Source organism: Sporosarcina sp. P20a, assembly GCF_002743175.1.
Lineage (GTDB): Bacteria > Bacillota > Bacilli > Bacillales_A > Planococcaceae > Sporosarcina.
Map to the genome: position 1 here is coordinate 1 of NZ_PDYT01000012.1, position 14,960 is coordinate 14,960.

The following is a 14,960-nucleotide window of genomic DNA, read 5'->3' on the forward strand; positions in this document are numbered from 1 at the left end:
TTCCGTCAACCGCGTTTGAGGTTGGGTAAGATACGCAATTAATCATTCTTAGAACTGCAACCAAAGTAAATTCCACTCAGCAGCGCAGGCACAACTGCGGGGTAGGCCGTGGCCGGGAGACAACTGGCAGCACCACCGCCAGCTGGCTCCTGGCTGTAGGCAATCCCCCAAGTGCCTGCGCGGATCCAGAAAGCAGACACTCACTAACTTCCGTCCCCAACAATCAGTCGAGCAACGCCCCCCAGCAAAAAGTGGCAAAGACCCGCAGCCGCCTAGTCTTTCCGCCAACCACGTTTGCAGGTTGGGTAAGATACGCAATTTATCATTTTACTATCCTACTTAGAACCACAACCAAAATAACTACCACACAGCAGTGCAGACACGCACTAACTTCACTGTCCAACAACTAAATTGAGCACTGACCTAACTCAACTTATCTTTCACAACTTATCTCTCACAACGCATATTGTAATAGGACTACTTGCCCCAAAACATATGACATTTGTCATCTCAAAGTCATGACATCTATGTCTACCCCTCCCGCCGCATACAAGTTATTCTTAATGTACTAGCAAACCCAATAGGAGGGAAATTCAAACATGAGTAAAGAGCAAACGAAGCAACTGCATAAAGACGTCGCGCCTTTCGCGAAGTCTGATTTGAAAAAGAGTATCATTCAGATGATCAATACAATTCCACCAATATTTATCTTATGGTTCCTGGCTTACCAAAGCTTGAGTGTGTCGGTCACATTAACGGTTGCGTTGTCAATCGTTGCAGCGTTCTTCGTAGTTCGTACATTCATCATCTTCCATGACTGCACGCACGGTTCATTCTTCCGCAATAAAAAAGCGAATAGCATTGTAGGAACAATCACTGGCGTCTTGACATTATTCCCATATGAAAAATGGAAAAGAGAGCACTCGATTCACCACGCAACTAGTTCAAACCTAGATAAACGCGGTGTTGGAGACATCTGGGTCATGACGGTTGAAGAATACAAAAATGCTTCGAAGTTCGAGCGTTTTAGCTATCGTGTTTACCGTAACCCTATTGTCTTGTTTGGATTTGGGCCTTTATATTTGGTACTGATCGCAGGTCGTTTTAACCGTAAAGACGCGCGTAAGAAAGAGCGCATGAATACGTATCTAATCAACATTATTTTAGTTGCAGTCTATACAGTACTAATCGTAGCTATTGGCTGGAAAGCATTCTTGTTGATTCAAGGTACTATGATGTTCACAGCTGGTGCCCTTGGTATTTGGTTGTTCTACATCCAACATACATTTGAAGATTCTTATTTTGAAGAGGAATCTGACTGGGATTATGTTAAAGCAGCAGTTGAAGGAAGTTCATACTATCAATTGCCACGTGCTCTTCAGTGGGCAACAGGCAATATTGGATTCCACCACGTACATCACTTGGCACCAAGAGTACCAAACTATAACTTAGAAATGGCGCATGAATTGACACCGCCATTGCAAAAAGCTACAACGATTACATTGAAAACTAGTTTTGAATCATTACGTTACCGCTTGTATGATCCAAATAATAAAAAGTTCATCACATTCAAAGAAGCAAAACAATATTCACTAAAAGATAAGTTGTCGATTGATTTAAAACCAAAACGTACACGTTTATCATAAAATGGCGAGAGAAGGGGCGATCCTTCTCCGCCTTTTTATTTTGTCCATGTCTCTCAAAAGAGCTAGCAGAGACAATATTTGTTACAATGGGATGAAAAGGACGGCGATGAGAACTGATGTATAGTTGGTATAGTATTTTTCCTAAAAGCCCCTGGCTCAGTATTTATGCTTGGGTTGTATTTTGTATTTTACCTTTCTTTTTTATTTTACGAAGTGCATCTTCATTTAATTTAACAATAGGCATCATGTTATTAGTGTTATTTTTCCTTTCTTATTATTTTTCCGCCAAGTCCAAAAGCGGTCTTATGTATATGTGGATCAGTTTTGAAATTGTCATTTCGGTCGTGATGACCTTGTTGTTTGGATATGTGTTTCTATCACTGTTCATTGCGTTCTCTATTGGAAATATAAGAAGACCAGTAGGCTTTTTTATTATTTATGGATTGCATATTGCGATCTTGATCGCGGCGATTGTTGCAGGGTTCTTTCTTGAAATTGAATTATTTTTACCGCAAATCCACTTTGTTATTATCACCGTTATTGGTGTAGTATTATTGCCTTTCAATTTATATAATCGTCAAAAACGAGACTTACTTCAAGATCAGTTGGAGATTGCAAGGGAAAGGATTTCCGAACTGATGATCATTCAAGAGCGTGAGCGTATTGCACGGGATCTCCATGACACGCTTGGGCAAAAGTTATCCATGATTGGTTTAAAAAGTGACTTGGCTTCTCGATTAATGGATCGAGATATCGAGTCTGCCAAAGCAGAGATTCAAGATATACGTCAAATTTCTAGTACGGCATTAAAAGAAGTCCGGGTTCTCGTCAGTGGGATGCGGCGTGTGAAGCTTAAAGATGAGCTGGTGCGCGTCCAACAATTGTTGAATGCGGCGGAAATCGATTTAGATGTAGAAGGCAATCCGAATTTCCCCGACGTGTCTCCCATTGTAGAAAATGTACTTGTCATGTGTTTGAAAGAAGCAATCAATAACGTAGCGAGACATAGTTATGCAAAGCGGTGCTGTATCATATTTGAACAGACAGAAAAGGCATTTGTAATTAAAATAAAAGATAATGGTATTGGTATCGCGCAAAATGGTGCGAATTTACCGGGTAACGGGCTCGATGGTATGAAGGAACGATTGGAGTTCGTCAACGGTAAATTGTTGATTAAAAGTGACGATGGGACTCAACTGAAAATCGTGGTACCTGCTGTTCTAAAGCAAATAAAGGAGGGGTAACGTATGATCCGCATTGTAATTGCAGAAGACCAAGGAATGCTGCTCGGTGCACTAGGGTCGTTGTTGAACCTGGAAGAAGATATGGAAGTAGTAGGCAAGGCTAAGAATGGTCAAGAAGCTGTGGACTTGGTTAAAAGTCTTCAGCCAGATATTTGTATAATGGATATTGAAATGCCGATTAAAACCGGCTTGGATGCAGCGGAAGAGCTACAAGATATGGAATGCCAAATTATTATTCTAACGACGTTTGCTAGAGCGGGTTATTTTGAACGTGCACGCAATGCAGGGGTTCGTGGTTATTTACTGAAAGACAATCCGATCGAAGAACTGGTGAAATCGATTCATTCTATTATTGAAGGTCGCCGAATTTATGCACCAGAATTAATCGATATGGCATTTGAAATGAAAGAAGAAGAGAAGAATCCATTGACTGAACGGGAAGTTCAAGTACTTAAATTGGTATCGGAAGGGAAGACTACGAAACAGATTGCGACTGAACTGTTTTTATCACCTGGCACTGTCCGTAACTATATCTCCACGATTCTGGATAAACTTGGTGTGCGTAATCGTATTGAAGCAATTACGTTATTTAATGAAAAAGGCTGGTTCGAATGAAATCTGCACAGGCATACATTCATAATAGGGAGTGGTTAGTGAGTGAATAAAATGACGCAAAGTGAGTGGCTTGTAAAGCTACCCTTATTACAAAGCGTGGTAGAGAAGAAGGAAGTATTATGGTGTAACCCTACTATTGAATCAGTAAAAGCTGGCCTGTTGAAGACGCGTTTATCAAAAGACAATATAACAGATGCTAGAAATCGCTTAGAAAGATTTGCTCCCTATTTGGCCAAAGTTTTTCCAGACACGGATCAAGGTATCATTGAATCTCCATTAACGCCGATTCCAAAGATGAAGCAAGAAATTGAAGCGGCATACGCTATTGATATTCCAGGCAGGCTTTTATTAAAGCAAGATAATGCGTTACCAATCTCCGGCTCAATCAAGGCGCGTGGTGGGATTTATGAGGTGCTTAAACACGCAGAGACACTTGCATTAGATAATGAGTTGCTGGATCACACAATGGATTATAGCCAATTCGATTCACCGACATTCCGTGCATTGTTTGCAAAGCACAAAATAGCTGTAGGCTCGACTGGTAATCTAGGATTGAGTATTGGCATTATGAGTGCAAAACTTGGCTTCGATGTAACGGTGCATATGTCAGCCGATGCTAAACAGTGGAAAAAAGATTTACTGCGCTCAAAAGGTGTTCACGTAGTGGAGTATATGGATGATTACAGTAAGGCAGTAGAAGAAGGTCGTCGTCAGGCAGAGGCTGATCCGTCTTGTCACTTTGTGGACGATGAAAACTCTACGGATTTATTCTTGGGATATGCAGTGGCGGGGGAACGTGTTGCAGCACAATTGAAAGAGCAGAATATTGCTGTCGATGAAGCGCATCCACTATTCGTCTATTTGCCTTGCGGCGTAGGCGGTGGACCTGGCGGCGTGGCGTTCGGATTAAAACTAGCATTAGGCGATCATGTCCATTGCCTTTTCGCTGAACCAACACACTCACCGTGCATGATGATTGGAATGATGACAGGAATGCACGATCAAGTCTCGGTTGCAGACTTTGGACTGGACAATAAAACTGCGGCCGATGGATTAGCAGTCGGCACAGCTTCGGCATTTGTTGGGAAAACGATGGAACCTTTCCTGACAGGATGCTATACGGTAGAAGATATGACATTATTCACGCTACTGAAAAAGCTGGCGGACAGTGAAGATATCTGGCTAGAACCTTCAGCACTGGCTGGTATGACAGGGCCTGTACAAGTTATTCAGTCTAAATTACCATTAGCGGACTCCAAAGACACGACGCATCTCGTATGGGGAACGGGTGGGAATATGGTGCCTGAAGACGAAATGAAGGGCTATTATAATCATATGAGGAAATAATGCACACTATTTCCCGGGAAATCGACAAAAGATCCGCAGACATTAGTCTCTGCGGATCTTATTTTTTGAGTGTGTAATTTAGGAGCGCTTAGATATCACGGAAGGCGTTGTGAAGTGACAATCCGCCCTTACTATTAATTTTGCCACACTTCATAGTCTTACTGTAAATCTTTAAATAGCTTCAATCTCAAAAGTCTTGGAGCTAATAATAGACCGATAATTGTCCCGCTCACTGTCGATACCAGAAAAGGGGGGAGGAAGAAGAAAGCCGTTACGGTTGTGCCCATCAATATTTTTGCATAAGGTACCGCAAACAAAGGTGCTATCAAACCGGTACCGATTATCTCCCCAATACCTGCACTCCAATTGTTTTTGAAACGCTGATATAATATGCCGGCCAAAACGGCGCCGATCATCCCGCCTGGAAATGCGAGCAGTGAACCTGTTCCCGTCAGTACGCGTACGAGTCCTGTCATAAACGCTACTATGACAGCGGCCCCCGGACCCATTACAATTGCCACTATGACATTCACAGCATGTTGTATGGGATAAGCTCTGGCGATACCAGCAGGAAATGAAACGAACGCAGAGCCGGCAACTGCGATTGCGACAAACATGGTCATGAACATCATTTTGCGTGTATTCATATGGACCTCATTCATTTCAAAAAGGAGTGAATGGTTTTTAATAAATCGCTTGCTGCATACTGTGGATCTTTCGCCGATGCAATTGCAGAAACAACAGCTACACCATCTGCCCCAGCTTGGATAGTGGAGCTAGTAGTAGCCAGTGTAATGCCACCTATAGCAACTAGCGGCATGTTAGGAAACGCAGTATGGATTTCTTCTACCAAAACAGTACCTACAACGGCTGAAGCATCGAGTTTGGTCGAAGTCGGATAAATCGGACCTAGTCCTATATAATCCGCACCAATTGATTGTGCGAGTTGTACTTCTTTTGAGTTGTGAGTAGAAACTCCAAGCCATTTATCCGGACCGATTCGCTGACGCACGCTGTCTGCCTGTTCGTCATCTTGTCCAACATGAACTCCGTCTGCATTAATTGCCAATGCTAGATCCACATCGTCATTGATGATGAAAGGAACGCGGTACAGTCTGCAAAGTGCCTGACACTTCTTGGCGAATCCGAGCAAAGCTTCGCCTTCAAGTGCATTCGATCCTTTTTCACGCAACTGAAAACATGTGATACCACCGCGCAGAGCTGCTTCCACTATTGTTAATGGATCCTGACTACCCGAGTTTGGTGTGCCCATTACAAAATATAAGCCTAATGCTTTCCTCACTTCCATCGTTCGCATCAGTGCAACTCCTTTTTTAGCTCACCGTATGCCCAGTGATTTGTCGGTCCGTGTCCTGAACCAATCTTTAAGCCATGTTCAATCGCAGCCTGTATGAACTGCTTTGCTTCGGCGACTGCATCTGGCAACGAAAAGCCTCTCGCTAGAAAACTCGTCAAAGCAGCTGCAAATGTGCATCCAGTTCCATGTGTATCTTTCGTTTGAATCCAAGGTGTTGTCACAGTGAACGATTGACCGTCTGCGTCCGCGTAATAATCTTTTGCATCCAGCACGTCATTACGGTGTCCGCCTTTCATCACGACGGCTTTCGCTCCCATCTGGATAAAAGCGGTTGCGGCTTGCCGAATGTCTTCGTCTGTCTGTATTTTCATTCCAGTCAGCACTTCCGCTTCAGGAATATTCGGTGTAACAATTGTAGCCAGTGGTAGTAAATGTTCTTTTAATGCTTGAATCGCCTGTTGTTGCAATAAAGATTGTCCGCCCTTTGCAATCATGACAGGGTCAATAACTAAAGGAATTGGAGGATATTCTTTTAATAGCGCAGCAACTTCAGTAATGATTTCTGCCGAAAATAGCATGCCGGTTTTACATGCTTTTACATCAAAGTCATCAAGCACTGCACGTATTTGTGCTATGACTCCGTCGGTCTGTATCGGATATACACCGTGAACGCCATGTGTGTTCTGTGCAGTCACTGCGGTGATCGCAGACGTTCCGAATACACCTAGCTCTTGAAATGTCTTTAAGTCGGCCTGAATTCCTGCTCCTCCTCCGCTATCCGAACCTGCAATGGTCAATGCTACTTGTACTGTCAATTGAAAAACCTCCTGTCTATTATGCTAAAGATGTTTTCGATTCGCGATCCAATGTATGTAATATATTTAAGAAGTTCACAGCAAAGTCTCCAGGACCACGGGAAATTTTCGCTGTTTGTTCACCAGCTCGTTTATAAAATAAAAGTGCATCTGCAACGGCTTCCAAAGGATGTTCCATTCCTACTGAGAGAAAAGCACCTGTGACAGAACTGAGTAAACATCCTGTGCCGGTTATGGTAGTCATCATAGGGTGGCCGCCTGTGATAGACAATGTGGAATGGCCGTCCGTGACGATATCGACTTCGCCCGATACTGCTACGAGACAGTTGTACTTACGAGCAGTCTTTTTCGCCAGATCTTCGATGTCTGCAGAACCTTCTCCTGCGTCCACACCTTTAGCGGCCCAAGGTACATCTGCAATCGCAGCAAGTTCCCCTGTATTACAGCGGATCAATGTGACATCTACTTCGTCCAGTACTTTCAGGACGCTAGCTTTACGAAAAGGGGTGGCGCCTGCACCAACCGGGTCTAGTACAACAGGTTTTCCTGCTGCACGGGCACTGTTTCCAGCTAAAATCATTGCGTCCACTGTTTGTTGCTTTAACGTGCCAATATTTAAAATACTGCAAGCGGCAATTTTTGCAATATCTTCTGCTTCCTCTACTGCATCCGCCATAACGGGAGATGCACCTATTGCAAGTAAACCATTTGCTTGGAAATTCGCGACTACAAAATTTGTAATGCAATGAACGAGCGGTTGCTTTTGACGAAGTTGTTGAATAAGCTGCATGTTTCTCTTCCTTCCTTTAAAGGTATATATACAAAAAGCCCATGCATTGATGGGCGGTTGGGTATGAAAACTACCCACTTTCCTCCGCTAGTATGTACTAGATCAGGTTCAAAGGGTTTGCGTAATTGCATCTCAGCCAAAAAGTAGGCACCCCTAGTGGTTGCTATGTATCAGACAGGCTAATTATATCATATACATGAAAAAGGTTAAAACGATACTGGAATAATGGGGTGGAAGTACGTGGAAATGAGCGATTGCGCATAGAGGAAGAGGTATAACTATATGCTGAATGTTACATAATTATCTGAAGGCGTATAACTGTTTCAGATGAAATAGATAAAAGGGAGCAGATCGCAAATGGAGAAATTATTCGAAATTCAACAAATGGACCATTCAATGGATGATATATCGTTTACGTGGAGTGACACAGGTGGTTATTATCGTGTCTATAAAAATGACCAGCAAGTATATGAAGGAACGGCCCCGAAGTTTACAGATGGGCAGCTAGACCCATCACATCCTTTCCAGTATACAGTGGAACGAGTAGAGGAAGGATGGGTTCGAGATGTAATTGTTATCCAGACATCTGCCCTGACCGCGGTACAAGAAGATGAACATCCTTTACAACGACTAGTGATCACGACGATTGCCGCCTCCTCACAAATTGCTCTGTCGTGGGAGTGGATTAAGGACGTGGAGAAATTCGATATTTACCGTAACGGTCAATACCTCGAAACAATTGCTGATAATCGTTTTATTGATCGCGAGGTAAGTTCTTCGGAGTCGGTCGTTTACAGTGTGTCGGCAACATGCCCGTTGATTGATAGCAATCAGAAAATGAATATCAGTAAGTCAATCGCATCAAAAGTGTATGAAGTGATTATGCCCCCGAATCCGAATAATAAACCAACAGAAGAAGTCTACACCTTTTCTGTGCGTGTAAAGCAACGGGATCAATTACTCACACCGATAGCTGACAGAAAAAAATTAAATGAAGTGAAGCAATGGAAGTTCCGCTATACGACGTTTTTAAAGGAAGATATTATAAAGAATCCAAATCTCTTTTCACCTATTTCATACTTTACGGGGGATGATCGAGACTTTAATCCGGAAGGGAAAAGTTTCCGCACACGTGTGGATATAGAAGGACAGTTTGTCGCAGGAGATAGCACACTTCAATTTACAAAAGCAACCGGACCAACAATTGGTATGAATTATATGAAACGATATAAGCGCCATGACCATGCGTCTGTAGACGGTATAGAAATTGAGCGATTAGAAGGGAAATCGACTGAAGTTCATTTTGCAATCAACCATGACGTGGGCAACCCACTAACTGCTTCGCCACCTATTCATTATGAAGTGAAAGCTCATTTGGATCGGAATGGGAACTTAGACTTAGTTGGTTATCATAATGATGCGCCTCATCATGAAATCTATTTAGCACTTGATGACGAGGACTGGCGATCGGTGCATCGTACTGAAAGTGAAGGGTTAGCGTATTTGACTGGTGTGCTTGGAGATAATTATTGGCGTTACGTGACATGTAATTAATAATAAACCGCCGCAGTCCATAGTGGATTGCGGCGGTTTACTTGACTAAGTCGTGCTATTTGATCGTTTCTTGAAAACTCTTTCGGTCTGAATTAAGCTTGGTGACCCGTACGTTCAACTTACTGATTGATTCCTCTGTTAGTTCAATTCCTCCGTCTTGCTCATATTTCTTCCACGTGTTCAAGTCTTTTCTGTATAACTGTTCGGAAAATCGATAGACGTCAATGTTTTTTTCTATAGCCTCTTTGTATGTCTCTAAAATTTGTTTAGATATCTCTTCCTCCAATCTTTTCTGGATATCTTTTATCGAAATGGAGCCTTCCTTTGTACTCAGTGATGCTTCGACATCTACTTCCACATTAAATTTCACACCATTTTTATTGATGGGTGTAATGGTCGGTTTTACTTTATCGACTATTATGGATACGTGATCATCTTTTTCTGTTTTGAAAGAAATTCGACCACGTTTAGTTTTCTTATTCATCCACTGCAATCCTCTTGCGCTAGAACCCGAAATAAATCCTTTGAAATTGTGGCGTGAAATGGACGCTATGCCTGATAATACAGGTGCTGCAACGGATTCTTTTGCAGACTCCCAATTATCCTTTACATCGATGAGAGGGATTGCTGCTTCGTGACCTGGCTCGTCCAAACCGATAATCAGCTCGCGTATATTCGTAGGATAGACAAACGATTCTTGTTCGTAGGAATTGTCTGGATCACCAAGCTTTGATAGGGTAAGTGCTTTATTAATAACAGGCCGGACCAGCAACACGTCCTGCACCGGATCTTTTGTGGCGTATAACCAAATTTGATAGCGCGTTTCTAGATACCGTGTAATTCTGTCAATGACTGTATTCAATTTGCCGTGCTCCAACACCTTTTCCGATACAACAATGTAAGAAGCATGTCCCCAAAATACCTGCTGGTCAACGGAATGGTACAGCTGGGCAAGGGCATCATCAAACGTATCGGCCTTTGCAAATCCTACTTCTGCCTGAGGTATGTCACTCACGGGTTGTTCAGATTTTGGTGTGTTGGCAAAGTCGATGATCTGTATATATATGTGAAATTGATTGTCTATATAATCAACACCCAAGCCGTTGACATACAGCATTCGCTCGGGTTCTCTCATATCCCAGCAACCCGCCAGTAATAACGTCAGACAAAGTGTTGCGTACAACGCAGCTTTTTTCATTCTCCCGTTCCTTTCTGGCGTGTTTTATCCTTTGGATGCAATACGTCAGGTCGCTCATTGTATTGCTCAGTAGGTAGACGGAACAATGTCTTTTTAATATTTTTCCACTTGATGTCTGTTGCAATACTTAAATAAGGGACCCCGAATGTATGGATAGTTGATAAATATAAAAGGGTAGCAAATAAAGACACATAAAAACCAAATAAACCCATCAGTCCGGTAAGTAAAATAAAAAACACGCGTAATGCACTGACAGCTGTAACGAGTGATTGATTAACTAAAGTATAGGCCGCAATTGTAGAAGTGGCGATCACGACAATCATAGCGGGACTTGTTAAACCTGCGCGTATTGCTGCATCTCCAATAATCAATCCACCTACAACTCCAATCGTACTTCCGATTACAGTTGGCAGACGTAGACCCGCTTCTCGAAATAACTCAAATAAGCCAAGCATCAATAACATTTCAAACATAGAAGGAAAAGGTAGACCTAAGTTTGCCTGTACGATGGTTGCTAACAATTGAATAGGCAACTGATCTTGATGAAAGGCGGTGAGTGCAAGCCAGAAAGCGGGTAACAGTAAACCAATTAATAAACTGCCGAGACGAAGCAGTCGTTGTATCGAACTTTGTAGACTTGGAAATTCAAAATCCTCGGATGTTTTCATTAATAAAAACAAGCTGACCGGAGTGATGACGGCGTAGGCTACGCCGTCCACTAGAATAACAAAGCGGCCTCTCGCCAATGACTGGATTGCATTGTCAGGTCGTCCCGTATAGTCAGATCGGGGAAAGAGCAAGGCTTTTTTATTCACTAACTCCATCAATGCATCACCGCTGAACACAATATCGGTATTCACTTTGCCCAGCTGTGTCCGCAGTTGATTTAATGTATCTTCACTGGCAATATCATCGAAGTATATAAGTGCTACAGAAGTTTTTGACCGTGTGCCTAATTCAAACTTTTCAACGCATAAAGAATTGGTTGGAAGGCGTTTTCTAATGAGTGCAATATTAACTGAGATATCTTCAATGAAGTTATCACGAGGTCCTTTAACCGGAACTTCTAAACGTGTTTCTTCAGGTGACCGATTTGGTTTACTTTCAATATTACCGGTTACAACTAATTGGAGATCTTCAAAATACACGAGCACATGCCCCGTATACACTAGCATAATTAGTTCTTTTTCTGTTTTTGGAATCTGAAGTTTTGGTATATATAAAGAAGAGCAGAGAACTTGCTTACTTATGCTTTCTTTATTGTCAGTATATAATTCACGTACATTTGGAATCACGACTTCATTCAATAATTGTGCGTCGAACATTGAATCGCATGTGATGAAGTAGACTGTATGTGATTGAAAAGTATAGGGCTGGAACTGTATATCACCAGAATGTAGAAAAAGTTGCTGTAGTGAATCCAGATCAATGTTCATATCAGGAGCTTTCATACTATATCACCATTTCCTAATAGATTAGTTCGGCTGTTTTCTTATTTCCTTCCCGACCGTTGTGCGGCAAAGACAAGAAAGAATGTTAGTAGAAACAAGAATACAAATGTGCCAGTTAAAACATAATCACCTTTGATTTTAAGAAACACATGGTCACTCACTAAAAGTAAGGATACGCTCATAAAGAAAAGGGCCGGCAAGATGATCTTTGAAATCCGCTTCTTATCACCAGTCATCCCTAACAGATCAATTGCAATGAAGAGTAGCAAACCAATGCGGATAAAAGCACCGGTTAGCCATTGATAAATGGAAAGGAAGTCTAAGTGTTCAAAAAAACGACCGATCGAGACAAGTCCCCATTCCTCATAAGCAGGATAAAGTTGCTTCGCGGCTTCATTTGGTCCGAACTCCGTAATAGCACCAACGAGGGGACCGATCGTCAGCCCGAGCAAAATGAGCATCATGACCGTGAAATGGTACCAGCGAAACGGATTTTTCACGCGATGCTGAATGAAGAGAAGCAATGACAGCTCTATAAATCCCGACGCAGGATAAATAGCGGATTTGAGGACAGGTTGTACGCCGTGTTCTAAAAAAGGCATTAACATGTTGTAATCTTTCACTTGCAAGTTAGTAAACGCTACGAAAAATCCGAAAATGACTACACCAAATAATACGATTGCATTGACGGTGACTATGGATTGTATATTGGCCATCGCAAGTAGAACGCATAAGACGCTAAATGTTAGCAATAATAAAAATAGGGGAGTTTTCGGCAAAAAAGTGGCGGCAATCCACTCCAACATCTCGACCATTGTAAAAGCAGACAAAATCAGCAGAAAAATTGCAACCATATATCGGATGACGGCCGATGGCACCTTGCCGACATTATCAGTTAGCCACTTCGTCAAATGTTTCCGTTCGGACTTTTTATGGATATAGATAAAAAGAAAGACAAAGGGAAAGATAGCAAGAAACGCAATTATGACCGATATCCATCCATCTCTTCGTGCGTCCTCCAACAGTGAAGGAATAATGGTCACATGATTTTTCAGTCCAATAACCGTCATGGATAAGAATATGACATGCAGAATGCTGATAGAGCTCTTTTGATTCATAGAAACCCCTTCTTAACTAAAGTAGTTTCCTTTAGCTTTACCTAAAATGTGCAGTTTTATAATCTATATAAGTAATTAAAAAGGAACAGCAATATTACAGTCTACGATTTGTATGATCTATAAAACTATTTGATTGAAAGCGCTTACCAAATAGTTTAGAATAAAAGATAGCTTATGAAAGCGTACGCATCAGGAATAAAGTGAAACTATGTTTCGTATAATAGCTTTGCGTGCATAATGATTGCGCTGAGATACAAGCAAAATAATGAGAACAGGGAGTGTGACGCAGTATGGTACAAGCTTCAGAAAATCTAGTTTACGCAAATCCAAATACAGAAGGTTCAAAGGTTCAGTTCAAAGAACGCTATGATAATTTCATCGGTGGCAAGTGGACGGCACCAGTAAAAGGCCAGTATTTCGATAACTCAACGCCAGTTACAGGTAAGGTATTTACTCAGGTGGCGAGATCTACAGAAGAAGACATTGAACTGGCTCTGGATGCAGCTCATGCAGCAAAAGATGCGTGGGGAAAAACATCAGTCACTGAACGTTCGAATATTTTGCTGAAGATTGCTGATCGTATTGAAGAGAATTTAGAAATGCTAGCTGTAGCTGAAACATGGGATAACGGAAAGGCTGTACGTGAAACATTAAATGCCGATCTTCCGCTTGCAGTTGACCATTTTAGATACTTTGCTTCTGCAATTCGTGCGCAAGAAGGCGGAGTCAGTCAAATAGACAACGATACTGTAGCCTACCATTTCCATGAGCCACTAGGAGTTGTAGGGCAGATTATTCCCTGGAACTTCCCTATTTTAATGGCAGTATGGAAACTTGCTCCGGCATTGGCCGCAGGAAACTGTGTCGTGCTAAAACCAGCTGAGCAAACACCAGCGTCTATTTTAGTATTGGTTGAATTAATCCAAGACTTACTGCCGGCAGGTGTTCTGAACGTAGTCAACGGTTTCGGACTGGAAGCAGGAAAACCACTAGCATCCAATCCGCGAATCAATAAGATTGCCTTCACAGGAGAGACGACAACAGGCCGTCTAATCATGCAGTATGCTTCACAAAACTTGATTCCGGTTACTTTGGAATTGGGCGGAAAATCCCCGAACATTTTCTTCGAAGATGTAATGGCGGAAGATGATGCGTTCCTTGATAAAGCAGTTGAAGGTTTTGTTATGTTCGCATTAAACCAAGGAGAGGTCTGTACGTGTCCATCTCGTGCGTTAATTCAGGAATCCATTTACGATAAGTTCATGGAACGTGCACTTGAGCGGGTTAAAGCGATCAAGACAGGAAACCCATTGGATCCAACAGTCATGATGGGTGCTCAAGCATCAACTGAGCAACTAGAGAAGATTCTTTCTTACCTAGACATCGGAAAACAAGAAGGTGCAGAATGTCTGACAGGTGGAGAGCAGAACAAACTCGAAGGTGATCTTGCAGAAGGTTATTATGTGCAACCGACTGTATTTAAAGGACATAATAAGATGAGGATCTTCCAAGAAGAAATCTTTGGTCCTGTAGTAGCAGTAACGACGTTTAAAGATAAAGAAGAAGCGTTAGAAATTGCGAATGATACATTGTATGGACTGGGTTCAGGTGTATGGACGCGCGATATGAATACAGCGTACCGCTTCGGTCGCGGGATTCAGGCAGGGCGCGTATGGACGAACTGCTATCATGCATATCCGGCACACTCTGCTTTCGGTGGCTACAAAGCTTCGGGTATCGGCCGTGAAAACCACTTACAGATGCTAGCGCATTATCAGCAGACAAAGAACATGCTAGTTAGCTACGCAGAAAGCAAACAAGGATTCTTTTGATCGAATCTGTCTGGAGGATCCGCAGTGAATGG

The 14,960-nt window shown here is 42.3% G+C and carries 13 protein-coding genes and 1 riboswitch; of the genes, 6 read left to right on the forward strand and 7 right to left on the reverse strand.

The features are described from left to right. Positions 1–599 precede the first annotated feature (599 nt). The 4 genes from desA to CSV72_RS10615 all read left to right on the forward strand — a co-directional run bounded on the left by desA (position 600) and on the right by CSV72_RS10615 (position 4,852). Positions 600–1,646 carry a Delta(5) desaturase DesA gene (gene desA, locus CSV72_RS10600; RefSeq protein WP_099678340.1) on the forward strand — a complete coding sequence of 349 codons (1,047 nt, stop codon included), beginning with the start codon at positions 600–602 and terminating at the stop codon, positions 1,644–1,646. A gap of 116 nt (positions 1,647–1,762) precedes the next feature. Next, positions 1,763–2,890: a sensor histidine kinase gene (locus tag CSV72_RS10605; protein WP_099678341.1), complete on the forward strand. Its 1,128-nt coding sequence runs from the start codon at positions 1,763–1,765 to the stop codon at positions 2,888–2,890. A 3-nt stretch (positions 2,891–2,893) separates the two neighbouring features. Continuing rightward, positions 2,894–3,505, forward strand: a complete 612-nt coding sequence (locus CSV72_RS10610) for a response regulator transcription factor (protein WP_099678342.1) — start codon at positions 2,894–2,896, stop codon at positions 3,503–3,505. A 51-nt stretch (positions 3,506–3,556) separates the two neighbouring features. Then, positions 3,557–4,852, forward strand: coding sequence for a D-serine ammonia-lyase (locus CSV72_RS10615; RefSeq protein WP_099678372.1), 1,296 nt, complete (start codon positions 3,557–3,559; stop codon positions 4,850–4,852). 158 nt (positions 4,853–5,010) lie between these two features. On the opposite strand, the gene thiW is transcribed toward CSV72_RS10615, so the two are convergent. The 4 genes from thiW to thiM are packed head-to-tail and all read right to left on the reverse strand — an operon-like array spanning position 5,011 to position 7,775. Beyond that, positions 5,011–5,499 carry an energy coupling factor transporter S component ThiW gene (gene thiW, locus CSV72_RS10620; protein ID WP_099678343.1) on the reverse strand — a complete coding sequence of 163 codons (489 nt, stop codon included), beginning with the start codon at positions 5,497–5,499 and terminating at the stop codon, positions 5,011–5,013. An 11-nt stretch (positions 5,500–5,510) separates the two neighbouring features. Further along, a complete protein-coding gene (thiE, locus tag CSV72_RS10625) occupies positions 5,511–6,170 on the reverse strand; it encodes a thiamine phosphate synthase (RefSeq protein ID WP_099678344.1) in 660 nt (219 codons plus the stop codon). Continuing rightward, positions 6,170–6,985 carry a bifunctional hydroxymethylpyrimidine kinase/phosphomethylpyrimidine kinase gene (gene thiD, locus CSV72_RS10630; RefSeq protein ID WP_099678345.1) on the reverse strand — a complete coding sequence of 272 codons (816 nt, stop codon included), beginning with the start codon at positions 6,983–6,985 and terminating at the stop codon, positions 6,170–6,172. Before thiD ends, thiE begins: the two co-directional genes overlap by 1 nt. Before the next feature lie 19 nt (positions 6,986–7,004). Then, positions 7,005–7,775: a hydroxyethylthiazole kinase gene (thiM, locus tag CSV72_RS10635; RefSeq protein ID WP_099678346.1), complete on the reverse strand. Its 771-nt coding sequence runs from the start codon at positions 7,773–7,775 to the stop codon at positions 7,005–7,007. A 62-nt stretch (positions 7,776–7,837) separates the two neighbouring features. Further along, a riboswitch (TPP riboswitch) is annotated at positions 7,838–7,940 on the reverse strand. Between the two features lie 192 nt (positions 7,941–8,132). Here thiM and CSV72_RS10640 point away from each other — a divergent pair. Beyond that, complete coding sequence (locus tag CSV72_RS10640) at positions 8,133–9,329, forward strand: DUF3238 domain-containing protein (RefSeq protein ID WP_099678347.1); 1,197 nt, start codon at positions 8,133–8,135, stop codon at positions 9,327–9,329. A gap of 55 nt (positions 9,330–9,384) precedes the next feature. Here CSV72_RS10640 and CSV72_RS10645 read toward each other — a convergent pair whose 3' ends face one another. Genes CSV72_RS10645 through CSV72_RS10655 form a run of 3 tightly spaced genes read right to left on the reverse strand, consistent with a single transcriptional unit; the run spans position 9,385 to position 13,096 of the window. Further along, a complete protein-coding gene (locus tag CSV72_RS10645; protein ID WP_099678348.1) occupies positions 9,385–10,527 on the reverse strand; it encodes a Ger(x)C family spore germination protein in 1,143 nt (380 codons plus the stop codon). Continuing rightward, positions 10,524–11,963, reverse strand: coding sequence for a spore germination protein (locus tag CSV72_RS10650; RefSeq protein WP_233191237.1), 1,440 nt, complete (start codon positions 11,961–11,963; stop codon positions 10,524–10,526). Before CSV72_RS10650 ends, CSV72_RS10645 begins: the two co-directional genes overlap by 4 nt. Before the next feature lie 56 nt (positions 11,964–12,019). Next, a complete protein-coding gene (locus tag CSV72_RS10655) occupies positions 12,020–13,096 on the reverse strand; it encodes an endospore germination permease (RefSeq protein ID WP_099678350.1) in 1,077 nt (358 codons plus the stop codon). A gap of 290 nt (positions 13,097–13,386) precedes the next feature. Between CSV72_RS10655 and adh the strand changes: the two genes are divergently transcribed. Beyond that, positions 13,387–14,928: an aldehyde dehydrogenase gene (gene adh, locus CSV72_RS10660; RefSeq protein WP_099678351.1), complete on the forward strand. Its 1,542-nt coding sequence runs from the start codon at positions 13,387–13,389 to the stop codon at positions 14,926–14,928. The last annotated feature ends 32 nt before the right edge of the window (positions 14,929–14,960 follow it).

Coding starts and splice junctions, on each gene's coding strand:
- CSV72_RS10605 (WP_099678341.1), top strand. CDS start 1,763: ATGTATAGTTGGTATAGTATTTTTCCTAAAAGCCCCTGGCTCAGTATT.
- CSV72_RS10655 (WP_099678350.1), bottom strand. CDS start 13,096: ATGAATCAAAAGAGCTCTATCAGCATTCTGCATGTCATATTCTTATCC.
- thiW (WP_099678343.1), bottom strand. CDS start 5,499: ATGAATACACGCAAAATGATGTTCATGACCATGTTTGTCGCAATCGCA.
- adh (WP_099678351.1), top strand. CDS start 13,387: ATGGTACAAGCTTCAGAAAATCTAGTTTACGCAAATCCAAATACAGAA.
- CSV72_RS10645 (WP_099678348.1), bottom strand. CDS start 10,527: ATGAAAAAAGCTGCGTTGTACGCAACACTTTGTCTGACGTTATTACTG.
- CSV72_RS10615 (WP_099678372.1), top strand. CDS start 3,557: ATGACGCAAAGTGAGTGGCTTGTAAAGCTACCCTTATTACAAAGCGTG.
- CSV72_RS10650 (WP_233191237.1), bottom strand. CDS start 11,963: ATGAACATTGATCTGGATTCACTACAGCAACTTTTTCTACATTCTGGT.
- CSV72_RS10610 (WP_099678342.1), top strand. CDS start 2,894: ATGATCCGCATTGTAATTGCAGAAGACCAAGGAATGCTGCTCGGTGCA.
- CSV72_RS10640 (WP_099678347.1), top strand. CDS start 8,133: ATGGAGAAATTATTCGAAATTCAACAAATGGACCATTCAATGGATGAT.
- thiE (WP_099678344.1), bottom strand. CDS start 6,170: ATGCGAACGATGGAAGTGAGGAAAGCATTAGGCTTATATTTTGTAATG.
- desA (WP_099678340.1), top strand. CDS start 600: ATGAGTAAAGAGCAAACGAAGCAACTGCATAAAGACGTCGCGCCTTTC.
- thiM (WP_099678346.1), bottom strand. CDS start 7,775: ATGCAGCTTATTCAACAACTTCGTCAAAAGCAACCGCTCGTTCATTGC.